This is a genomic window from Levilactobacillus muriae (assembly GCF_045862015.1).
Lineage (GTDB): Bacteria > Bacillota > Bacilli > Lactobacillales > Lactobacillaceae > Levilactobacillus > Levilactobacillus muriae.
The window spans coordinates 141814-165342 of the sequence record NZ_BAAFRU010000004.1 but is presented as its reverse complement, the minus strand read 5'-3'; the positions used below and the strand labels follow the sequence as shown (position 1 = coordinate 165342).

Here is a 23529-nt window from a genome sequence, read left to right as displayed (position 1 = left end):
CTGACTATTATAGCAAAATTCTAGGGCTTTCGACACCGCCGAGCTCTAAATAAGTCGATTCCCGTTTCCCTAGACATCACTGAACTCGGCAACCAAATGTGCCTCGCAGTTCAATACGCTCGCTCTATTAAATTTTTGAGTTTCCATTGGAAATATCGCACAAATTTACGTACATACGTTCCCCTATTGTCATCTGTCATTGTAGCAAATATCTTGAGCCACGCCTACCGCTCTCAGTCACATTTTAAAATCTCTTATTATAAAACTGAAGGTTGAAAGATGAAATGTTCATGTTACTCTTGCAACAGTAGAGGGTTATCACCGTTAAACTAGTTGAAATGGGCGCACTCCGGCGGCCAGGAATTCCGCTTGCTGTGGGGAACACCTCCAGCCAAAGGACGGGCTTCCAGCTCGCCTGAAAGCCGCCAAGTTCAGGCGTCTCTCAGGTCGTCCCACGATGTAAGGCCGGGAGAAAATCGCCCGGTCTTACATCGTCGACACTGCTAGCTCCATCCCTGGCCGCCTCCGGCTCTGATTGTGCACGTCAATTTCAAACACTGAATCCCAAATGGTTCCTAAAATTCAAGCATAAAACAATAACGTTTCTATAGATACAATCCGCGTTACCACAGACCAACTACGTCAGCCGAGAGGTCGGCAGATATGGGCTCAGGCGCGTCGTTCTACTTAGTCAGGGGGTGCTTTTCCCACTGGCTTAGTAGAAAACCAAGCTTGTAGACTCGGTTCTTTCGAGGCTTCAAGTTGTGTTCGCACCGTTCCAGCCCATATCTGCCGGCCGGTAAGGCGATGTTTGGACAACGTTACCTAATTTTAGGCCCAGTATCGTTGTGACAACAGTCATAATGAGTGTTTTGAAACTTTTAACCTTCAGTTATGAAACTAATATCAACCGGATAAAAGTTAGTGGTCAACCAATGAAGACAACAAAAACTGCATCTCCCTGGCACCGTTAACATCCAGGTCAATGCAGTCTCACGTTAAATTTTACTCATCAATTAGTCTTGTTCATCCGGTGCCGCACTTGTGGGCGCGACGGATGCCTCGTCCGACCAGATTCCCGTGTCATCCAATCGATCTAGAATTGGCTTAATACTGTCCCCTTGAACAGCAATGTGGCCCATGACATCGTCATCTTCTTGATGCTTCAAGTGATAGAACGTAAAGTGCCAGTCGGCTTTCAGTTGCCACTGAGTCCGCATCGCAGGCAGTTGCGCCGTCGTAAAGGCTACGGTCACAGCTGGCGTTAAAATGTGTGCAGACGCCAATGGTAAGCCGGCAATTGCTCGCAGATGTTGGTCAAATTCCGTCAAGTTCGCTGCAGCCTCGAAAACGTACCCGGTCTCACTTGGGGCAGGAACAATCTTCTTAACGTAAATGGCACCACTACTGGTGAGATAGAAGGACACTTCGAAGACGCCCACGTAATTGACGTGTTTAGTCACTTCCGTTGCTATCCGCTGAATTTCACCAGCAACGGCATCATCAACCTGTGCCGGTACCCACGTCCGCACGGGACGATCGTCGACTGACTGTGTTTCCGTAATTGGAAAGGCTTGACCATTACCGTCTTGATCCCGGGCCACGATAATGGAATACTCGCGATCATAGGCAACCTGAGACTCCAAAATGTACGTCCCCCAGTCGAGAAGACCGGCAGCCTTAGCAATATCCGTCTGCGTCTTAATGACCAATTCGCGGCCCCGAGACCATTCCTTTTGAATCGGCTTCAAGACACACGGGTAACCAATTGAATTGATGGATTGATAGACATCATCCAAGTTGATAATCGTGGCATACGGCGCGATATTGACGTTCAACTGTTCAAAGAATGCTCGCTCCAGAAGCCGATCCTGCATCATTTCGAGCATGTCCGAACCCTGGGGTACCCGCGTATACTGGGCCAAGAACTTCACAACACTCGTGCTGACCCGGTCAGAATCGTAAACGATTGCGGCACAACTCTCTGCAAAGTGTTGCAGTTTCTCACTATCTTTAGTACTGCCGACTGCTTTAAAATCAGCCAATTGTAATGCTTCACTCGTTTCGTCAGCGCCGTATGCACCAACACGTAACCCCATTTTACGGGCGGTAGTCACTAACATCGCGGCATTTGCACTGTTACCGATCACCCCAATAGTATCTCCAGGATATAAGACCGTGTTCGCCAATTTGCTCCCTACTTTCTAACTCGAATTTGGATAGTTGCTAAACTTAATATGAGACTTCATTATTTATTCTAAAGTTTGCGTGCTGAATAAACAAGCAAGGTGTTTAGTTAATCTTCCGCAAAAGTAACCGTGTTATTCTCAAAGGCAGCGATACTTGCCAAGGCTTCTAATTGAATACCTGCATCCGTGACCATTTTGTGACCTTTTTGGAACCGTTTCTCAATCACGACACCCACACCGGCAACCTCGATCTGTGCCGTCTTAGCAATATCGAGTAGTCCCTGAACAGCCTGACCATTAGCTAGAAAATCGTCGATGATCAGGACACGATCCTCAGAACTGAGGAAGCGACGATCAATTGAAATGTCGTTCGTCACCTGTTTGGTATATGAGTATACTTTCGCTGTATAAAGGTGGTCCGTCAATGTGAGACTCTTGTGCTTACGCGCAAAAATAACGGGCACATTCAGATGCAACCCAGTCATGACTGCAGGTGCAATTCCCGAAGACTCCACCGTCAAAATTTTGGTGATGCCTGCGTCGGCAAAACGTCGGGAAAATTCGGCGCCCAACTGATCCATTAATTGCGGATCCACTTGGTGATTCAAAAAATTATCGACCTTGAGGACGTTTCCCGGTAATACGGTTCCATCTTGGCGAATGCGATCTTCTAAAAGTTTCATGACAGTGCGACCTCCATTTAATTCTTCTTTGTATCTCATCTGCATCGTCAATTAAGGTATAAACAATCACGAATGAGACACGTTTAAACCTATTTTACCCGATTGAACCTTAAAATCACAACGGCTGTGGCCGAAATTTAAGAAGGTTTAACCAATCCATAAGCCAAGCAACTCAGCTAAGACCGTGGTCAACGCTAGAATAGCCAAGTTACGAACGGCTAAAATAAATGTTTGCTTTTTAACCTGAATTCGGAAAAAAGCCGCCACATTTCGATAAATTAGTGGGATACTGATTAAGGACAACAGGGACCAGACTGGCAAATCACCAATCAAGACACTCGCTATCAATGACAAATACCCGACAATGTAGAACCCAGCAAATAGCCATAAGGAACGTTGTTTGCCCAAATAATAGACAATAGTCTTGCGATCCAAGTCAAGGTCTTCCTTTGCGTCACAAATGTTATTGGCTAACAATAGTGCAGCAATAGCCATAACCGCAACACCTGAGGACAGTAAGACTCGGGCCATGAGTCCACCCGTAAATTGTGTTGTCTGATAAAGGTTCAAGTAAACGGTAATTAACATAATCAGATAACCCATGGTAAAGCCGGCGAAGAATTCGCCAGTTGGGGTACCAGATAGTGGGCGCGGGCCACCGGCATACAGGTAACCCACTAGAAAACAGAGCACACCCATAATCAGCAACGGCCAACCGGTAACCCAGACCAAGTACACCCCAATGATTCCTGCGACGACGGCAAAACTAGCCATCAGGGCAAACACCCGATGGATGTGGAGATGCTGAACCCCGATGATGTTGGTCTTCTTTTTCCACTCAGCGGCCTGATTGCCAGCCTTCGTATAATCTTGATAGTTATCATTGATATCAACGGCCATGTTGAACAGTAGCATGGCGATAAAGAACAGCACCGTGACCCCCCAGTTTAACTGATGGAAGTTGGCCTGAACAAAGATTAGGCCTAATAGAAACGGCCAAACGGACGCAATTTTCGCTTTAATTTCGACTAATTCAAAAAAGATTTTGAGTGTCAACGTAATCCTCCCGCAAATAAATTCTAATTAGATGATAACCTTTATTTGACAACGTTTCCACTTGCCAGTAAGATAAATTTTAACGTACATATAGTGAGGTGCAGTATGGATCGACAACTTTGGCGGCAATTTCCCCAGGTGGAACCGCAACTCGTCGCGCTACAAGACTACTTGTTAGCCGCGGTCCAGTTAGATAACCAACCCATCCACAGCAAAATATTAGCTTTACTCAACGCCGGCGGTAAACTCTTACGTCCCGGCTACTTTTACTTATTCGCCGAATTTGGCGATAACGCATCCCCAGCACAGCTTCAAGCTGGTGCCGCGGCTTTGGAGATTCTCCATGTCGGGACGTTGATTCACGATGACGTCATCGATGAATCCCCAACTCGTCGCGGTGTCCGCACAATTCAGATGAAATACGGTCAACGTAATGCCATCTATGCTGGCGACTTTATGTTCACCGCCTACTTTAATCAGGTGCTCAAATCCACTGACGATCGTACGCTGGTGCAGACCCACATTGATGCCATGCACCGGATCCTTCAGGGTGAACTCAGCCAGATGGCGCTGAACTACCAAGAGCAAGTGAGCGTGGATGCTTACCTCAAGGAAATCGCTGGTAAAACGGCAGAACTCTTTGCCCTAAGCTGCTATCAGGGCGCTAAATTAGCGGGGGCTCCGGCCATCGTCAGCGATATCGCCCGTGAAATTGGGCTGACCATTGGGAGCGCCTATCAGATTTTGGATGACATTCTCGATTACGCTGGCGACCCTAAGAAGACACGCAAGCCGGTGCTGGAGGACCTACGTTCGGGAGTTTACTCACTGCCACTGATTCTGGCAATTCCCCAGGCACCACGCGACTTTCACCACCTACTGAAGAAGAAACAAAACATGTCAACAGCTGATATTGACCGTGTTCAGGCGCTTGTAACCCAGCACAATGGTGTCGACGCGGCTCGACAGCTCGCCACAGAATTAACCGACAAGGCCTTGGCCTTAATCGATCGTTTGCCAGCAGGTCAGGCGAAGACCGATTTGACCCAATTGACGGGAATGCTACTCCGTCGAGATCACTAGTTGATAATGTCCACTATACAGGAGTCTGATCGAGAAACTAGGAGAATCGTACCGAGTCCCTTAGTTGCCCGCAGTTCCAATTATTTCGCTATCAAATTAGACAAATACTCGCAAAGTCACTGACATAATTGTTAGTGGCTTTTTAGATATCAGCTAGCGATTCAGTGCTGAAATAACGCGGTTCGCGAACCATACTATCAGGCATTTTAACTACTTAAAGGGTGGCTACGATTACTGAGCGATTCCCTTGCGAATAGACCGACCTTTCCGTATCATGACAGTTGAGCCCAGCAAGTACCACACAATGTTCGCTCTCAGTATTTCAATATCAAGACTCGCCAACCAAGTTATCGCAAGTTTTCACACAACCAACAAGCAGTGACATCATCCACTTTCTAGCATAGAAAAACGTTTCCTTTGCTCCGTCAGATACAAACACACACCCAACACATCCCATAGACAACGATCCCTATGGGGCCATACAAAACGCTGGACTCGTTCCACGTTTCACAGGCAGCATAGAATCCTCTGGACAACCCACCAGAGGATTTTTTTGAAAATAAAAAGAATCGTCTTTGCAACGATTCCTTCCAATCTCAAAATACGATTTTTAACGACCGCGGTCCAAGTCATACAGCGACTGGAATCGTGGATTGTCCCGATACAGTTCCGCCGGGGTCCCCTGCATATCGAAGTGGCCGCCCTCAATGAAGCGAACTTGATCGACGTGATTGATTCCCGCCAAATGGTGTGTCACCCAAATGATTGTCTTGTCATGAAGCACATCAAACACCGTATCCAACAAATGTTGCTCGGTGATGGGATCCAGGCTGACGGTGGGTTCATCCAAGATAATAATTGGCGCATCCTGCAACAGGATCCGTGCCAGAGACAGCCGTTGTCGTTCCCCACCGGAGAAACGACTTCCAGCCTCCTGTACCTGCGTCTGATAGCCGGCGGGCAAACGCGTGATCAGGTCATCCAACTCAACGGCCTTAACCGCCGCCATGACCTCCTCATCGGACGCATTGAGGTTCCCTAACCGCACATTGTTCATAACTGTCGTGTTAAATAGGTATGGCTGTTGGTCAAGCACCCCAAACAGCTGGGCGCGCTGATCCTGTAAGCGAGCGATGGGTTCGCCATTCAATGTCACCTGGCCGCTCGTCGGTGTTTCATCACCCAACATCAGCTTCAGTAGCGTGCTCTTCCCGGTTCCACTTGGTCCCAACAAGGCAAGCTTTTCACCGGGATGTAACGTTATTGATAAATCGTCAATGACCTCACGAGCTGCTCCGGGATAGGTAAATTTAACGTGATCCAGCTTTAGTTCGGTTAAATCGCCAATCGTCGTCTGGGCAACCTGTTCCGGTTCATTTTCATCCAACGCGTTAACCCGCTTGATGGAATCCTGATAGACTGGCCACTCGCTGACCCCCTGACTCATATCGGCAAAGGGTTCCACCGTTGGGAACAGCGCCAATCCGAAGGCAGCGACCCAGTTGGCTTCCGCTTGATTGTGTGTAAACATGACGCCAGCCCACCACACCAGTAGAATGACCGCCGCACCAAAGATAAACTGAATGGCAAAGTTACGCCACCACTGGAAATGGTGGTCGGCCCGTCGCAACGTCGCAATCTTATCGATAGGCGCATCTTGTTGCGCAAGGAAATCATGCCGCCGACCCGAAATCAGCCAATCACCCAAACCCAATACAGCATCAGTCAATTGGGTGTAAAAGGTTCGTTGCACCTGCCGCGCTTGGAACTCTCGCCGACCATTGACGGCCACCGAAAGCAATGGCATCACGATGACGATGACGCCCAGCAATATTAGCATCAATAGCCCAAAGGCCCAGTTGAAATAGCCAATACCGATCACGACGAATGCGTAGAGCAGCCAACCAATGACCAAGGGGAATACTGTCCGCAAATACAGGTTCTCAATGTGGTCAATGTCCTCAGCCAAAATGCTTAAGACATCCCCGGTCTGATGCGTCTGACGAATTGCGACCGCCTGCTTCTCAACGGCCTCATACAGTCGTTTCCGAAAGTCAGAGACGATACGCAGCACCCAGTTATGGCTGGTCAACCGTTCCGCATAACGAAAGGCCGGCCGACCGATACCAAAGGCCCGTGCGAGAACGATAGGCACGTAGATCATCAAAATATTGTAGGGATGAGTGGCAGCTCGGCTAATCAGATAGCCGGAGTTGAACATCAACGCGCCCCCACAGAAGAACGTCATAAACCCTAGGAACAGGACCAATACCAGCAGCTTCTTATAGCGACGGAGATATGGCATGACCCAGTGATCATTTTTAAATGTCGCAAAGAATCCCTTCATTTGACCGTCGCCCCTTCCATTTCAGATCGCAACCGAACGTACGCGCCACCCTGTTTCTGGAGTTCAGCGGGCGTCCCCTGTTGGACGATCTCACCGTGATCCATAACCAAGATATAATCCATTTCATTCATCCAATGTAACCGGTGCGTTGCGAAGAAGACCAGATGGTTATTGAAGACTGGCAGCATCGTCTGTTTCAACTCAACTTCTGTCTCAATATCCAAATGTGCTGTCGGTTCGTCAAACAGAAGAATCCGCCGCGAGTCATCTAGGAAGGCCCGCGCCAACGCGATTCGTTGCGCCTGTCCCCCACTAACGCCCCGCGCACCCTCTCCAATTGGCGTATCTAACCCACTTGGTAGTGTGTCAATCCAATCGGTCAATCCAGCCTTCGCCGCAGCCGCAGTAACCGCCGCGTCACTCGCAGCAGGCGCATAGAAGGCGAGATTATCCCGCAAGCTAGCATGAAAGAGATATGGCGCCTGAGGAATGTAGACGAAACTGTGTTGCCAAGCCTGCTGATCGAGATGTGGGACGGCTGTTCCGCGCACGTTGATTTGCCCATCATCCGGGCTCAAAAAACCGCCCAGCGTGTTGATCAACGTAGATTTCCCGGAACCAGAAGCCCCAATGATCCCCACCTTTTGAAAGCCATGAACCTCAAAATTAATAGCCTTCAGCGTTGGCTTGTCAGTGGTCCCATAACTGACGTTGACGTGATCAAATTTAATCGTATCATCCGCCTGCCAAACGGGATCACGTGCGGGTAACAAATCCCGATCAGTTGGTGTCTCACGTTGTAAAACATCCAAAACCGACGTCAGCGCATTCTTCCCGTTTAACGTGGCATGGTAATCGTTCGCAAAGTTGCGAATGGGGGCAAAATAATCCGGCGCTAGGGTCAAAATAATTAAGGCCGGCAACAACTGAATCGAACCATTCATCAAACCAAATCCCAAGAACACGGCGATAATAGCAATGGACAAGGTCGTAAAGAAATCGAGTGCAAACGTTGAGGTCATCGCAATGGTCAGAGTCGACATGGTCTTTTTTCGATAGTCTTCACTCACTTGATAGACATTGTTGGCATAAGTCTTATTCAGACCCAGTTGCTTCAACGTCGGTAACCCACGCAGAGTATCGACGAAATGGTTAGACAACCGTTGGTAGCCCGCATACTGCCGGTCGGCTTTAGCCTGTGCTGCTAACCCCAGAATAATCATGAAGAAGATGATCAACGGGTAAATGGCTAACAGGAACAGCGCCTCTTTCCACTGGATAAAGGCTATGTAAATCAAGACGATCCACGGCGTCAAAGACAAGTCTAATACCTTGCCGATAATCAGCATCAAATACGTCTGAATCTTATCGATACCCTCAAGACCCATGGTGACCACGTTCCCGGTCCCCTTCTGCGCAACGACACTGGGTCCCAAATCAAACAGTTTAGCCATAAATTGCTTCCGCAAGGTCTTCGTCGTTTTCTCTACGAACGGATATAGAAGCCAGTTCTGTGCCAACGTTAGAAGATGGCGAGCGAGAAAAGCCACGGCAAACAGTGCCAGCGGTGCCACAATGGTGCGCACGGATTTCATATGCCACAGATTAACGATGGCAATCGACAGGTAGCGGGCCTGAAAGATAATCATGAAGGCCTGAATAAACGTCAGGACAGCCATGACTGCTGCGGCTGGCTTGACGCCTGGAAATTTAAAAACACGTTGATCGATCAAAATAACGCCCCCTCTAAACAAGTAAGTCTCATTGCTATGATACAGCTTTCACCGCCACATTTCGAGCGCTTACATCGCTGACTTGTGCCATCTTCTACCACTTTGCACGACTACCGATGGCCGCATCCAATCAAAAAGGACGCCGCCCGAAGACGACATCCCCAATTGCGCTAATTTAAGCTAGGCACTCTGCTTTGGTGAAGCCAAGCGCTTGTAGAAGACCCAGTAACTCCAGATGAAGTAGATCAGCACGATCGGCAGGATACTGAACGTGAGAATCGTCATCAGGTGAAGCGTGTAAGGTGAATTTGAAGAATTCTTGATCAGTAATGAATTGGCTGGATTATTGGCAATCATGACCCGTGGGAATAGCCCATTGAAGATCAGAACAACCACACTAATCAGCGATAACCCACTCCCAATGAAGGACAGCCACTCGTGGTTCCCCAGAACACCCCAGTATGCCAAGGCGGTGAAGATCACCAGTGCAACCACAATGGCCGTCGTGGTCATTGGCTTCTTATCGAAGAAGTCGGTGGAGAAGAACAGTAGAACGGCGAAGAGTACTTCCCCGGCAAACAATACTGGGTAAAGAATCTTATTCCAAGCCAAGGCCCGGTCCCGCAATCCGCCAGAGGTCTTCAGCCGAATGAAGTTCAAGCCATGAACCAGACTCAAGACGGTCACAGCAACCCCACCAACGAGGGAGAACAGGTTGACGTAATCACCAAAGTGGGCGGTCATGTCCCCATTTTTATCGATCGGCATCCCGGCAATCATCGCCGTAAACAGCATCCCAAAGAGGAAGGCTGCACAGAAGCTACCGATAGTCGATGCCCATTCCCAGAAGCTCCGCCAAGTATCCGTTTTCATATTCGCCCGGAACTCGAAGGAAACGCCCCGGAAAATCAGGGCAGCTAGAATCAGGAATAAAATCAGGTAGAAACCAGAGAATAAGGTGGCATACCACATTGGGAAGGACGCGAACATCGCCCCACCAGCAGTAATCAGCCAAACTTCGTTGCCGTCCCAGTGCGGGCCGATGGTCTTGATGACCACGTCCCGTTCGTCACTGTCTTTGGCGAAACTCTTCACTAACATCCCGACACCGAAGTCGAACCCTTCAAGGAAGAAGAAACCACTAAACAACACGCCAATTAGAATGAACCATACAAACTGCAGGCTAGTCATGGTTGAACGCCCCCTTCGAGTAAGGATCTAACTCTTTCGTATCACCGGCTGAGTAACCATCGGTATTCTCGGCATCCGGCCCAGCCTTTAACGTCCGGTGGCAGAGGATAATCATGATGAGCCCCATGATGGCAAACATGGCAAAGTATACGATGTTCGTTGTCAGCAATGAGGCAACAGATACATTTGGCGAAACCGCATCGGCAATGGTCAATAGACCATAGACGATCCAAGGGTAACGCCCAAATTCAGTAATAAACCAACCAGCGGTGTTTACAACAAATGGTAACCACAAGCACAGTCCCATAATGTAGAGGAACCAGCGTTGCTTCATAATCAGTTGCGACCGCTTACGGTTAAAGATTAAGCCCACGATGGCGAGTAAGGCAAACAGGGCCCCAGCACCTGACATAATTCGGAAGCTCCAGAACAGCGTCTTGGTTGGGACGTAGTAATTCATGTCGCTCCCAAACTTCTTATCGTACTTCGCGTGCATATCTTTATTGACTTGATTCATGCCTTTAACGGTCCCGGTCGTCTTGTGATAACTCAATAAGTTCAGAACGTAAGGTACATCGACGGACCAGGTCGTCTTATGTTGCTTCGTATTGAAACCAGAGACAGCTGCCCATTCACCCTTGTTGGTTGAGTTCTTGTAGAGCCCTTCCATGGCAGCGAACTTCATGGGCTGGTTGTTGATCAGGTAACGACTCTGCAGGTCCCCAGTTGCGATGGACCCCAGAGAGAAGATTAAACCGATAACCAAGGCAACGTTTAATGACTTCCGATAGAAGTCCACGTGGTCTTTCTTAAGTAAACGCCAAGCACAGCACCCAGCAATGACAAAGGCAGCGGTTACAAAAGCCCCGAAAATAACGTGCGGGAACTCATTCCACAGCTGCGGATTCCCAATCACTTTACCAAAGCTGACCATTTGAACGTGACCAGTCTTTTGGTTGATGATGTAACCCAGAGGATTTTGCATGAAACTGTTGGCCGCCAAAATCCATAATGCAGATAGTGAAGACCCAAACATGACTAACCAAATAAAGAGCGTGTGGACCCATTTATTGAAACGGTCCCAAGTAAACATCCACATCCCAATGAACGTGGATTCCAAGAAGAATGCAGCCAGGGCTTCAATGGCCAATGGTGCACCGAAGATGTCCCCCATGAACCGAGAGTATTCGGACCAGTTCATCCCGAATTGGAACTCTTGGATGATACCGGTAACTACACCGACGGCGAAACTGTAGAGGAACATTTTGCCCCAGAACTGTGCCATCTTCTTGTAGTCCTCATCACCCTTGATGGCATACATGGTTTCCATGACTGCCACCACGAAGGCTAACCCGATTGAAAATGGAACGAAGAAGAAGTGAAAGACAGTGGTCATTCCAAATTGGAACCGCGCTAGGCCTAGGATATCCAGACCAAGATTTAGCATTTTTCTAACCTCCCCAAACGTTATTAGTGTAAATAAATAATTGCTGTCTTGTGTTCATTATATCTAGTGATAAGTGAATTTTCAATGGTTGGGCCTTAATATCCCCAAAGATGATGGTATATATTCGAAATTCGTGTGTTAATTGTTCGCTGACTTTCGTAACACATCTGAAAATGTGTGCCATTGTCGACAAGAAATTATGCATGCGCTTTCAAATTTAACGGATAAAATACACAAAGTCGTGCTAAAATAATAGATAAGTAATAGGTATGAGGAGGTTTTTCATCATGACAGAACGCGTACTTGCCTTACAACCCTTGGCAGCAGAACAACGGATGCAATTAGAAAAGACTGGTGTCGAAGTCGTCGACGCTGAGAATTGGGAATCAGCCCCCATCACCATCATCTTTGGGTGGGACAAAAAGGTTGGTCCAGCAGCATTGATGGCACCAAATAACCAGGTCAAATGGATTCAAACGGTTAGCGCCGGAATCGACTACTTGCCGTTGGACTGGATCAAGGCCCATGATGTTCAGGTAACCAATGCCAGTGGCGTCTACTCACCGGCGATTGCGGAATCAACGTTGGGTTATCTGTTGTATTTCGTGCGGGGCTTCAATGAAGCCGTGAAAAATCAGGCCGGCCATTTCTGGCAGGTGCCTGCACGGGATGATTTGAGCATGTTGGCAAGTCAGAAGGTCGTTATCTATGGTACCGGGAGTATTGGCCAAGCCATTGCCAAATTACTGAATGGTTTTGGCAATTACCCTTGTGGGGTCAACCGTTCGGGTCACCCAGTAGACGGCTTTGCAAAAACGGTTAGCTTAGATAACGATAGCCCCCTGTTGAAGGATGCGGACGTGGTCATCAATGCCATGCCAGCTACCAGCACGACCGTCCACTACTTCGACGATAGTTTCTTCAAACAATTGGATGGCCTCAACATTTTCGTCAACGTGGGCCGTGGCAAATCGGTCGATCAACAGGCCTTGATGAACGCTCTCCTTTACCAAAATGTATTGCACGCGGCACTGGACGTGTTCGAGACAGAACCCCTAGCCAAGGATTCTCGGCTGTGGGACTATCCGAATGTGTTGGTTACGCCGCACCAAACAGGATTTGCTAAGGAAAACACGAAACCAATTCTGGATATTTTCGAGAAGAACCTAACAAGTTGGCTAGCTGATGGTAGCTTAGCGGTTAACTTGACGAATGTGGGTTTGGGGTACTAAACCTTTAGATCACAAAAATGGACACCAAGGAGATTGCCTTGGTGTCCATTTTTTTAAGTTTTAATTTAATACCCGCCACCGGGTCCGCCGTTAGAACTACCAGCATCCCCATTACTGCCAGTCGTATCCGTACTGGTCGTCGTGGTTGTTGCCGTATCCATGTTGGCAATTGTTCCGGTCTTTTTATATTCAAGACTCAAGCCGTTGCGAATATAATTTGTCACCCGTTGAAGTTCGGTTTTTGAGGCCACTTCCATACTCTGGCTGTTAATGGTCTCACTCGTCCCTTGTAGATGGGTCGTCTTAATATGCTTTGTCGCCGACAGATAGTTCGTGGCTAAGGCCGTCAAATCGTTGAACGTCAGATCCGTCTGGGTTTGCTTCGTCAGTGAACTAATAAACTTCTCGTTGAGTAATGTGCTAACGGAGCCGGACTTCTTCAGCAAGGCCATGATGACCTTCCGTTGCCGCGTTTGTCGTCCGTAATCCCCCTTCGGATCATCATCACGCATCCGGGAGTAAGCTAAGGCTTTCTTCCCGTTCATATGCGTCTTGACGCCCTTCTTAAAGGTATACCCGCCATAACTGAAGCTCAGCGTTGGGGTCAACGTGACCCCGCCGACTTCGTTGATAATCTTTTCCATCCCACCCATGTTGATGATGGCATAGAAGTCGATTGGCACATTCAGCATCTGTTGAACGGTCGTGATGGCCGTCTTGGATTTACCGTACGCGTATGCCGCGTTAATCTTAGCCACGCCGTAATCCTCATAACCTGGAATAGTCACGGCCGTATCCCGCGGAATACTAGTAATCGTTGTCTTGTCCGTCTTCGGATTGATGGTCACAACCATCATACTATCCGTCCGCCCAGCAAATGTTCTTCCCAGGGCTCCAGTATCGGTCCCCATCAGGAGAATCGAAATTGGCTTCTTCGCGGACAGCTGCTCATCAACATTCCGTAGCTTCTTCACCCCAGACGCCTTGTAAGAGCTCTTCACAGTGTTCTTTAAACTTTGGTACTTATGCATCCCGTAGGCTGTTCCACCTGCTAGTAAAGCTAGAATCAGGATAATGATGATGTTTCGAATGGGATGACGCTTTCTTCTTGGTCTCAGTCGCGGTTCCATGGTTGTGTTGACCACCCTTCCATCCACCCGTTAGCTTACCGGATGGGGTTAAATTATTCTCGTATTAACTGACTTGTCCATTATAGGGGGCTTTCCTTAACACTTCCTGAGTTCATAACATTCTTAATAAAAAACAAAGCCTTGCCGTCTCTGCAGCAAAGCTTCGATGTTTGATCTCAGTTCTGTTTAGCTGCTCGCTCACCGTTAGTCCGCGGCTATCTCACGCCGAACCCGGCTGTGGTGATAACCGTAGCTCACGTAAACGATGAGTCCAAGGACAACCCAGATACCAAAGGCTTCCCAGGTAAATGGCTGTAACTGCGTCATCAGGTAGACACAGGCTAGGAAAGACACAATCGGTAGAATCGGATACCACGGCACCTTAAATGACGTATCCATGTCCTTGAAACGTTCATCGTGTCGCAAGAAGACAATTCCTAGCGAGACCATCGCGAACGCTGAGAGTGTCCCAATATTGACCAACTCGGCAATTTTATCAATGGGAATAAATGCCGCAAAAACACTGGCAACGATCCCAAAAATCCACGTATTGGCCACAGGAACGTGCGTCTTAGGATTTAATTTCTTCAATGACTCTGGCAATAAGCCATCGCGGCTAATGGCAAACAACAGCCGCGTGCCCCCGTAAGACATGACGATCAACACGGTCGTCATCCCAACGATGGCCCCAAAGGAAATTACACCGGCCGCCCAGTCCTGATGAATCAGGTTGAGCGCGAAGGCCACGGGATCAGCCACACCGAGTTTGGTGTAGTGAACAACCCCAACCAAAACAGCAGACAGGCTAATATAGAGCACTGCGGCAACCAATAGAGACGAGATGATCCCGATGGGCATGTTACGTTTGGGATTCTTAACTTCCTCGCTAGCGGTCGATACGGCATCGAACCCAATGTAAGCATAGAATGCCACCGCGGCCCCCTTGAAGACACCATGTGTGCCGAATGGTAAGAATGGTCGGTAGTTTGAAGGCTTGACGTAGAAAATAGCAATAGCAATGAATAAGAGAATGACTAAAATTTTAACGATCACCATAATGTTGTTGATGCGTGCGGACTCTCGAATGCCTTTTGAGAGGAGTGCCGCCACTAACATCGTGATCAATAAGGCGACGATATCGATACCACCACCCTTGACGCCAGCGGTACCTGCTGCAGCTTGGAGAAACGTCGGTAGTTTAATACCAAAGCCGCCCATTAAGTTCTGAAAATACGACGACCAGCTGACGGCCACCGAAGACACGGCGAAGAGATACTCAGAGATCAATGCCCATCCCAGAATCCACGCCACGAATTCACCAAACACGGCGTAGACATAGGTATAGGCACTTCCAGCTAAGGGAATCGTGGAAGAGAACTCGGAATAACACAGTGCCGCCATCGCACAGACGATCACGGCAATCACGTACGACAGCATGACACTCGGTCCTGTGTAATTAGCCGCAATCAGACCGGGCGTGATAAAGATCCCAGAACCCACAATGGCACCGATTCCCATGGTGGTCAGGCTGAAAGCCGTTAAGGTCTTCTCCAACCCCGTTTTCTTGTATAAGTCAGTCTGCACCTGTTTCTTAATAAAAAGTTGTAGTGGCTGCTTTGCCATTGCGACTCCTCCTTCCACCCATATAATGAGAATTTGATAAGACTAATTATTATATTCTAATTTTGATTAGGAGGAATGTCAAGGTCAAACTGGTGTGAAAACGTATTCTACCGGGATTTGTTTGCTCAACTAATGGCTAAACAGAAATTGTGCACCGCCACTATGGGTAACGATGAGATTTAAGAAACACCATAAACTGAAAATCTTTACACCTAAATGATCTATTCAAAAAACGGCAAATAATAAGCATCATGAATTGTCCTGATCGCCTTGTTTACGTCGTCACTTGAAGAAATCACAGAGTTGAAAGTCCCAAGGCGGATGATGGCAAGCCAGCTGGCTGCCAGCGTCTTGCCATCATCCGCCTTGCCTCTTGCCAATTCGCAAATTCTAAAAAAAGTTTAACGACCGCGTATGCCGAGTCTACCGCGGTTTTAGCGTTAACTTTCTGGCAAAAGTTCTCGTCAGATTTTAATTTTCTTGTTTACAAATCCAAAAAAGGTGCTAGGATTAATCCCATAAGATAAAAAGACGTAGGAAAGACAAGTATGTTTAGTCAGCCTGTCAGTGAGTTGGGGCTTAGTGAAAACCCAATCAGTACCTGATTACTCGGAATAACACTTTCTTAGTTGCTACCTGAATGACACAGTCACAGTAGGGTTAGCCGTTAACCGGTACGTTACCATCGGTAGAGTATGTTTGTACTCTAATTGAGCTGGCCCATTTCTAGAGTGGGCAACTTGGGTGGTACCGCGAAAAGTTTTTTCGTCCCTTGATTACACAAGGGATGGAAAAACTTTTTTATTTTATCTCAACTTAAACCCAAAGGAGAATCGCTTATGCATTTAATTATTCCAAAATCATACGATCCAAAATTATCCATCAAAGAAACCCAAGAGGCTATTCGCTACATCCGTGAAACTTTCCAAGATGAATTCGGGAAACAGCTCAACCTCTCTCGGTTAACAGCACCGATGTTCGTCGAGAAATCCACAGGATTGAACGATAACTTAAACGGCGTTGAAAAACCTGTCTCCTTCACAATGGCTGACATGGGCGATTCTCAGATTGAAATCGTCCACTCCCTCGCTAAGTGGAAGCGGGTGGCTTTAAAGAAGAACGGCTTTCAGATGCACGAAGGCCTCTACACCAACATGAACGCTATCCGGAAAGACGAAGACCTGGATAACTTCCACTCCGCTTACGTCGACCAATGGGACTGGGAAAAGGTTATCGCTAAAGATGAACGGACAATTGATACCTTGAAGTCCACGGTCCGCACCATTTTCAAAGTAATCAAACACATGGAACACGAAGTTTGGTACAAGTTCCCACAAGCCGTTCACCGTTTACCAGATGAAATCCACTTCATTACGACACAAGAATTGGAAGATATGTACCCTGAAATGACCCCACGGGAACGCGAAAATGCCATCAGCAAGAAATGGGGCTGCGTCTTCTTAATGAAGATCGGTGGCGCTTTGAAGAGCGGCAAACGTCATGATGGCCGAGCTCCCGACTACGACGATTGGGAATTAAACGGAGACATCATGTTCTGGTACGAACCCCTGCAACAAGCCATTGAAATCTCCAGTATGGGTGTCCGGGTTGACGCCGCCTCTATGCAAAAGCAATTAAAAATTGCTCACGCAGAAGACCGTCTGAGCCTGCCCTACCACAAAATGATTATGAACGAAGAACTCCCCTATACCATTGGTGGCGGGATCGGCCAATCTCGGCTGTGCATGTTGCTGCTAGGAAAAGCTCACGTTGGTGAAGTCCAAACGTCCATCTGGCCACAAGCCATGATCGACCAGTGTGAAGCTGCCAACATTCACTTATTATAAAAATAGATTAGTATAGTAGGAAAGCGTCATTCGTTAGCCTGGGGGAAATCCTCGGTGCTGACGAATGACGCTTTTTGTACCATTTATTTAATTGTCTGTTTTGATTTTAGCAATAACCTTATCTTTGAAGTAATCTTCCATCAGTTCCGTGGAAATGGGCTCTCCCGGAAGCGTCTCGGCCCACGGTTGATCGCATTGCACCATCTCCATCAAGTCAATAGCTGACAGGTGCCCAAAGGTCTGCCAGACGCACGCTAAGATGGCCTGAAACTGCTGAATGGATGCTAAGTAGTCATAGTCTGCCTGATCCTCAGACGAGATGTAACCAACAATGCCAGTCTCACCAGCATATTGGCGTTCAACCGCGGGAATCATAACACCGTGTTCACCTGCAACCAGATCATCGGTAAACGCATTGATGCCATAGACAACCACGCAGATACCCTGTACGTAATACAGTAACTGCGACACCTTCGCCCGACTCAACTCGTCAGCATCCAGTTCTTGCATCTGTTGGTTGCTCCTGACCCGAAACCAATTGACCATTTGATCGATATCGTTGTTCACTTCGGACCCTCCTTGGAAAGTCTTCCTGTCAACTCAGTCTACTCAATTCTGCCTTAGCCTCATGATAACAAGGTCAGCCGCCAGACACAACCCAAATCGTACGTACCCTATGAGCTATATCACAGCTGGACAACTGTTGATGCACAATTTTTCTCTTACACTGTCTCCATATGTACCGCATCCACTGCTGGGTCATTCTGTATTTCCTCTGGGAGTACCACAATATCCGTCTGAAAGTACGCCGTCAGGACATCCAAGTCAACTACCTGACCTATTTGTGTCTCCTGACAGGGACGCTCTTGCAGCATCTGTTGACGAAGCTCAATTGTCGACATGTCGCCATACGCCATCCAGACAGCATGCAACACATCTAATATTTGGGGATGGTGGTCCTCAAGATGATGATCGTCGGCCCAGGCTTTCTTCCCCAGTTTACCAACAATACAGATCTGATCGCCGTACTTGTGACGCACCGCCGCAATAACTGGCCCATTTTTTTCAATCACAATGTCATCTTTAAACGCTGGCACACCATAGAGCGCCAAATACGTTCCCTGGATATAATAAAGCAGAGCCATTGCCTTCCACTGCGTTAACTCTTCGGCGCCATACATCCCCATCTGTGTCTCGCTCTGTACCCGCAACCAATTGACCATCCGTCTAACTTTCATGAGCTACCCCGTCCCCTTTTGTCAGTTAACTTCTAGTGGTCTAACCATACCAAGCAGTCCGCAGAAATTCAATCACAATCGTACCCACCCATTTAGTGATCCAGCCACTGCACAAATAAGGCACCCATCAGTCCGACAAGTGCCCACTCTTAGGTTATTTTCATTTATGAATCCCACCGCAACAGGATTTGAAAAACAGTTCCACTTAATTATTGCGTATCCCGAGAACTTTGGTATAGTCAGGAGCTAAGCCCTACTTCTTCAATGCCTCGTCCAACGCCTCAACGTGTTCAATGGGCCCGACCACCGTCAACACGTCATGCAACATCACCATGTCGGTCGGTTGTGGAGAAATGTTAATCTTCTGATCGTGTTGAATGGCAATGATTGTCAGGTCGAAACGTTGTCTCAGATTCAATTGAATCAAGTTCTGATTCACAAATGTCGGATCGGTAATGACCACTTCCGCTAACGTGTATTTATCACTCAGATCAATAAAATTCAGGATATGATTAGACAGCAGCTTGCGAACAATGCTGTGCCCCATATCGCGTTCCGGAAAAATTACCTGATCGGCGCCAACCCGTTTCAGAACCCGACCGTGATCACTCGTTTCCGCCTTAGCAATGACCTTTTCGGCCCCCAGCTCCTTCGCAAGCATGGTGGTCAGGATGCTGGCTTCCATGTTATTCCCGATGCCGACAATGACGTAATCAAAGGTATCGATGTTAAGTTCCCGTAGAACCTCTTCGTCCCGCGTATCGGCCACCAACGTTTGCGTGGCAATCTCCGTCATTTCATTAACGGGTGCTTCCTGAACATCAACGGCCAGCACATCTTGGTGGGTCTCCGCTAACGTTTCAACAACGCTCTGTCCAAATCGGCCGAGACCTAACACTGCAAAACTTTTTTTCATCGTTCAGACTCCTTAACCAATTAAAATATTTTCTTCAGGGTAACGAATCAGGTTCTTCTTAACCTGACGGCGTGACAGCGTGTAGAGTGTCGTGAAGATACCGACCCGCCCGATGAACATCAGCAGCATAATGATAATCTTACCTATGACCGTCAGATGGGGCGTCAACCCCAGGCTCAGTCCAACCGTACCAAATGCAGACAAGACTTCGAATACAATGTATTCCAGGCCAAAATTATGTGGAATCTTTTCCGTCTGCGTGAGAACCAAGGTTGCCAGAGCAATGACCACGCTGGCCATAAAGATCAGCAATAGCGCCCGACTCACGTTAGATTGACTGAAACGACGATGGGCAAACTCCGCGTCCTTTTTCCCACGGAGCTGCGCAATACTCTGAATCATCAGCACGCCAAACGTTGTGGTCTTAATCCCCCCGGCAGTCGACCCGGGCGTCCCACCGATAAACATCAGAATCATAATCAGAAAAATACTCCCGGGATGTAGCTCACTTGTGGGCAACGAGACGAGTCCCGCCGTCCGCGGTGTCACGCTGAGAAATAACGTATTGATGGTCCGATTGAACCACGATGTTCCCTTGGGCAGCAGGCTCAGGTCCCGTTCAGTGACCAACAGAATCACAAATCCAATCACAAACAAGGATAACGTGGTCACCAACGTTAGTTTGGAGTTCAGCGTCAACCGTTTGCGCTCATGGAAGAGCAGCAGATCGCGCCAAACTAGGAAGCCTAGACCCCCGGCTACGATCAGCAGGGTGGTCACCAGCAACATATAAGAATCATCTCGAAAGCCCATCAAACTGTTACCAAAAACGTCGAATCCGGCGTTGCAAAACGACATGACGGAGTGGAACAGGGACACATACAGTCCCCGAGACCACCCGTAACGCGGAATAAAGTCAAAGGCGAACAGAATCATCCCGGCAATCTGAAACAACGCTGACAGGACAATGACGTACTGCATGACACTCTTAGTATCGTGCAGGTGCTCTAGGTTCAACGATTCCTTCACCATGAGTTGTGTCGACAGGTTCAGGTGGCGCCGCATCACGTTAAAGAGCAACACTGCAAACGTCATGTACCCCAACGCCCCAATTTCAGTCATAATCATAATGGCGACTTGACCAAATGGTGTCCACGTCTCTGCGGTATTGACAACTGTTAGCCCTGTAATACAAGTCGCTGAGGTCGCTGTAAAGAGGGCGTTAATAAATGAGACTGACCCGGTATAAGTCGCCACCGGTACACTGAGCATGAGCGTCCCCACCGCGATAATTAAAATGAACCCCATTACCATTTTCTTCGATAATGTATCTAAAAATAAGTCATAAAACTTTGAATGTCGAATTTTATCCATGATTGTCCCTTGTCCCTTACCTCGTATCAGTATCCATTCCCTCAGTCTAAGACAACCACTGCAGGAAAACAACACCCAAATTACTGGTTTATTGAATTCCCAATTGCCAGCTTAATCATCACCAACCATGGCACCGTTTCAACACGAACCATTCAAAATGGTTTTACCCTCACAATAAGTAGCAGGGCATCGTCTTGCAAGTGTTTACCCGCTTCTTTTGTAAATAACACCCCCATCCCTGGTGGTGTACTCAAAAACCTGTCGTAGAACGTCATCATGTTTGATGTCCTGCGGCAGGTTGGTCTTGTTTAAATGCTATTTGGTTAGTTTAGCCCACCCCAGGTTGCGTGTTCTTCGGTGCAAAGTAGGCATGTTTTGTTTGGAAGTGTGTGTAGACGCTTGGTTTATGATCCGTGCTCTGCGAGGGGTCAACCAGGACGTGACGCTTCTTGCCCTTAATCTTCATGGTATACATGTAATAACCCGCTGCATCGCCAAGCTCGGTCTTACTATTAAAAGCATAAATCGTTCGCTGATGCTTGTGGGTGTATTTGTAAATGATTTGGTTAGGGAACGTGGTCATTTTATGCGTATACTTCTTACCATTGAAGGTTCTGAAACTTACCTTATACTTGGTAATGACCACCTTGTTCATCCCATACTTTTTATCATAGTGGTACCAGGTACCGCGAATCTTCTTCGGTGTTGTCTTCAACTTCGTCACCTTAGCCGCGCCAGCCTGCGCCTGTGCGGTGAGGTCGGTGCTCATCAACACATTTCCACCGATGACTGTGGCCAAGATAAGCATCACTGTAATTAAGAATTTTTTCATTGTTCATTCTCCATTCTTTGAACTAAGAAACATCTTGCTAATTGTTGTGTGACAACAATACAAACATGTAGATGGCTTCACCATGTTGGGTGCCGCCGAAACCAATGGACGTTTGATTTTTATTCATTAAGTGTGGTTCAGCACCAATATCTCGCCAACGATCCGTCACGCGCATCCATGAATAAACTGATCCTCTGCCCCACTGATTGCCGTTTTCATAATGGATAATCGGATTGGATTTTGGTGCAAGGTAGTCATCAATAATCCAGCCAGCATGTGGCGTACCTTCAAGATTCGCCTTAAACTGCTTCCCTTCTTTTAACATCCGGTCACTGTTTTTTTGCGCAATCTTATCCAGCTTGGCCGTTTCTTTTAATGGCTGTGCACCAGCTTTGGCCCGATCCTGATTAATGGTGTTCAGTGCCGCCTTCCGATACGCCGCCACACTATACTTGCCGTAACCCCATTGGTTCCAGACATAGGTCGCATAAACGTAGCCCTTGACTTGACCGTTCTTTGACTTTATGTAGTTAACCGTTGCCGTCTTGCCATTGGCCTGACGAACCGTGACCTTCTTCGTTGCGTAGAACTTGGTATATAAGTAACTGGTCATGTGGTGACTCTTATGCGTGAGCTTGGCATTGCTGTACATCCAGCCGCCTTTGACATGCACCTTGTGTTTTGTCTTGTAAGTGGTCGTCTTAATGACTTTTGCCGACTTGGTTTTAGCAAACGCTGAATTGGTTCCAGTTGCTGTTCCCACGGCCAGCCCGACAACCCCCATGCTCAAAATCGTTACCACTGAAATAACCATCTTTCTAAATTTCATCACAGATTCCTCCAACTTTCTGGACTTTTGGGCAATTGCACACCGATAGCCCATTCAATTTATACTCATTTGTTCCACTCATCTCATATCAAAACATATGAAACCAGATTTTAATCCTGGACGTAATACCACAGGTTGTCATTATCCTTCGCCCAAATAAAAATTCGATTCTTTGAAGGCATATCATGAACACCATGATCAAACTTAAAATGTGCCGGCGTTCCCTGTGGGTAGAAATAAAATTTCGCAGAACTTATGGTTTCATCGCCGACTGTACCCGCAATTAAAACACCAGATTTCGTTGTAAATTTATAAGGATGTCCATCATCACCCCAAAAAATCTTAGACTTATTCATCGATAGTCCAGTAGGATCAGTATCAATTCCTGAATCCGTCACTTTGAGTGGTTCATGATAGAACGATGAATCACGCGTCCATCTATTTTTTCCTGGAAGATCAACCAGATGCGCACCATGTGCACCTTTTTCTTCCCAGTCTCCTGCTAAACTAGAATAATCGCCTGCCTGAATCTCCTTAAAATTCATTTGAGTGCCTTCAGACTGATTCGAAGCTGACTCTTTAGACTGCTGAACCTCCGAATGAGTTGAGCTTGACTGAGAACTAGCAGTATTGGCTTTATTTGACTGACATCCCGCTAGGATCCCTGTCCCCATCAATAATAAGCTTATGAACAACAACTGATATTTTCTGATTACCATATACCTCCTTAAGATCTAACTATCAAAGATGCTGCTAACCCACTCGCTACCAATATTATG

At 47.5% G+C, this 23529-nt stretch carries 20 protein-coding genes and 1 other annotated feature; of the genes, 3 read left to right on the top strand and 17 right to left on the bottom strand.

Features of this window, described 5'->3' with window-relative positions:
* Window positions 1–1016: 1016 nt before the first annotated feature.
* From ACKTSF_RS04040 to ACKTSF_RS04030, 3 genes are all read right to left on the bottom strand, one after another.
* Window positions 1017–2189, bottom strand: a complete 1173-nt coding sequence (locus ACKTSF_RS04040; RefSeq protein WP_407886854.1) for an ATP-grasp domain-containing protein — start codon at window positions 2187–2189, stop codon at window positions 1017–1019.
* Window positions 2190–2296: 107 nt separating this feature from the next.
* Entirely contained in the window at window positions 2297–2872 is a 576-nt protein-coding gene (locus ACKTSF_RS04035) for a xanthine phosphoribosyltransferase (RefSeq protein ID WP_407886852.1), read from the bottom strand.
* Window positions 2873–3019: 147 nt separating this feature from the next.
* Window positions 3020–3928 carry a 1,4-dihydroxy-2-naphthoate polyprenyltransferase gene (locus ACKTSF_RS04030; RefSeq protein ID WP_407886850.1) on the bottom strand — a complete coding sequence of 303 codons (909 nt, stop codon included), beginning with the start codon at window positions 3926–3928 and terminating at the stop codon, window positions 3020–3022.
* A gap of 105 nt (window positions 3929–4033) precedes the next feature.
* Here ACKTSF_RS04030 and ACKTSF_RS04025 point away from each other — a divergent pair, with 105 nt between their 5' ends.
* Window positions 4034–5011, top strand: a complete 978-nt coding sequence (locus ACKTSF_RS04025; RefSeq protein WP_407886848.1) for a polyprenyl synthetase family protein — start codon at window positions 4034–4036, stop codon at window positions 5009–5011.
* A gap of 610 nt (window positions 5012–5621) precedes the next feature.
* Here ACKTSF_RS04025 and cydC read toward each other — a convergent pair.
* From cydC to ACKTSF_RS04005, 4 genes are all read right to left on the bottom strand, one after another.
* On the bottom strand, window positions 5622–7358 hold the full coding sequence (gene cydC, locus ACKTSF_RS04020; RefSeq protein WP_407886846.1) for a thiol reductant ABC exporter subunit CydC: 1737 nt from the start codon (window positions 7356–7358) through the stop codon (window positions 5622–5624).
* Window positions 7355–9091, bottom strand: a complete 1737-nt coding sequence (cydD, locus tag ACKTSF_RS04015) for a thiol reductant ABC exporter subunit CydD (protein WP_407886844.1) — start codon at window positions 9089–9091, stop codon at window positions 7355–7357. The genes cydC and cydD overlap by 4 nt, the downstream gene beginning before the upstream one ends.
* A gap of 180 nt (window positions 9092–9271) precedes the next feature.
* Entirely contained in the window at window positions 9272–10282 is a 1011-nt protein-coding gene (gene cydB / locus ACKTSF_RS04010; RefSeq protein ID WP_407886842.1) for a cytochrome d ubiquinol oxidase subunit II, read from the bottom strand.
* Window positions 10275–11729 carry a cytochrome ubiquinol oxidase subunit I gene (locus tag ACKTSF_RS04005; RefSeq protein WP_407886840.1) on the bottom strand — a complete coding sequence of 485 codons (1455 nt, stop codon included), beginning with the start codon at window positions 11727–11729 and terminating at the stop codon, window positions 10275–10277. Before ACKTSF_RS04005 ends, cydB begins: the two co-directional genes overlap by 8 nt.
* A 287-nt stretch (window positions 11730–12016) precedes the next feature.
* On the opposite strand from ACKTSF_RS04005, the gene ACKTSF_RS04000 reads away from it, so the two are divergent.
* Window positions 12017–12961, top strand: coding sequence for an NAD(P)-dependent oxidoreductase (locus tag ACKTSF_RS04000; protein WP_407886838.1), 945 nt, complete (start codon window positions 12017–12019; stop codon window positions 12959–12961).
* A 65-nt stretch (window positions 12962–13026) separates the two neighbouring features.
* Here the strand turns inward: ACKTSF_RS04000 and ACKTSF_RS03995 are convergent, their stop codons facing one another.
* The 3 genes from ACKTSF_RS03995 to ACKTSF_RS03985 form a co-directional block, all read right to left on the bottom strand.
* Window positions 13027–14091: an LCP family protein gene (locus ACKTSF_RS03995; protein ID WP_407886937.1), complete on the bottom strand. Its 1065-nt coding sequence runs from the start codon at window positions 14089–14091 to the stop codon at window positions 13027–13029.
* Between the two features lie 204 nt (window positions 14092–14295).
* A complete protein-coding gene (locus ACKTSF_RS03990) occupies window positions 14296–15714 on the bottom strand; it encodes an APC family permease (protein ID WP_407886836.1) in 1419 nt (472 codons plus the stop codon).
* Window positions 15715–15935: 221 nt separating this feature from the next.
* Entirely contained in the window at window positions 15936–16094 is a 159-nt protein-coding gene (locus tag ACKTSF_RS03985) for a hypothetical protein (RefSeq protein WP_407886834.1), read from the bottom strand.
* Window positions 16095–16239: 145 nt separating this feature from the next.
* Window positions 16240–16490, top strand: a binding site (T-box leader).
* Window positions 16491–16553: 63 nt separating this feature from the next.
* Here ACKTSF_RS03985 and asnA point away from each other — a divergent pair.
* A complete protein-coding gene (gene asnA, locus ACKTSF_RS03980) occupies window positions 16554–17561 on the top strand; it encodes an aspartate--ammonia ligase (protein ID WP_407886832.1) in 1008 nt (335 codons plus the stop codon).
* An 87-nt stretch (window positions 17562–17648) separates the two neighbouring features.
* Here the strand turns inward: asnA and ACKTSF_RS03975 are convergent, their stop codons facing one another.
* The 7 genes from ACKTSF_RS03975 to ACKTSF_RS03945 all read right to left on the bottom strand — a co-directional run bounded on the left by ACKTSF_RS03975 (window position 17649) and on the right by ACKTSF_RS03945 (window position 23469).
* Window positions 17649–18128 (bottom strand): Panacea domain-containing protein, encoded by a 480-nt coding sequence (locus tag ACKTSF_RS03975; RefSeq protein WP_407886830.1) that lies wholly within the window; start codon window positions 18126–18128, stop codon window positions 17649–17651.
* Between the two features lie 155 nt (window positions 18129–18283).
* A complete protein-coding gene (locus ACKTSF_RS03970) occupies window positions 18284–18799 on the bottom strand; it encodes a Panacea domain-containing protein (protein WP_407886828.1) in 516 nt (171 codons plus the stop codon).
* 253 nt (window positions 18800–19052) lie between these two features.
* A complete protein-coding gene (locus tag ACKTSF_RS03965) occupies window positions 19053–19715 on the bottom strand; it encodes a potassium channel family protein (RefSeq protein WP_407886826.1) in 663 nt (220 codons plus the stop codon).
* Between the two features lie 12 nt (window positions 19716–19727).
* Window positions 19728–21089, bottom strand: coding sequence for a TrkH family potassium uptake protein (locus ACKTSF_RS03960; protein WP_434056355.1), 1362 nt, complete (start codon window positions 21087–21089; stop codon window positions 19728–19730).
* A 328-nt stretch (window positions 21090–21417) separates the two neighbouring features.
* A complete protein-coding gene (locus ACKTSF_RS03955) occupies window positions 21418–21921 on the bottom strand; it encodes a hypothetical protein (protein ID WP_407886822.1) in 504 nt (167 codons plus the stop codon).
* Window positions 21922–21958: 37 nt separating this feature from the next.
* Window positions 21959–22750, bottom strand: coding sequence for a CAP domain-containing protein (locus tag ACKTSF_RS03950; protein ID WP_407886820.1), 792 nt, complete (start codon window positions 22748–22750; stop codon window positions 21959–21961).
* A gap of 110 nt (window positions 22751–22860) precedes the next feature.
* The gene (locus tag ACKTSF_RS03945; RefSeq protein ID WP_407886819.1) at window positions 22861–23469 is read right to left on the bottom strand and encodes a DUF6287 domain-containing protein; all 609 of its coding nucleotides are present in this window, start codon (window positions 23467–23469) and stop codon (window positions 22861–22863) included.
* Window positions 23470–23529: the final 60 nt, after the last annotated feature.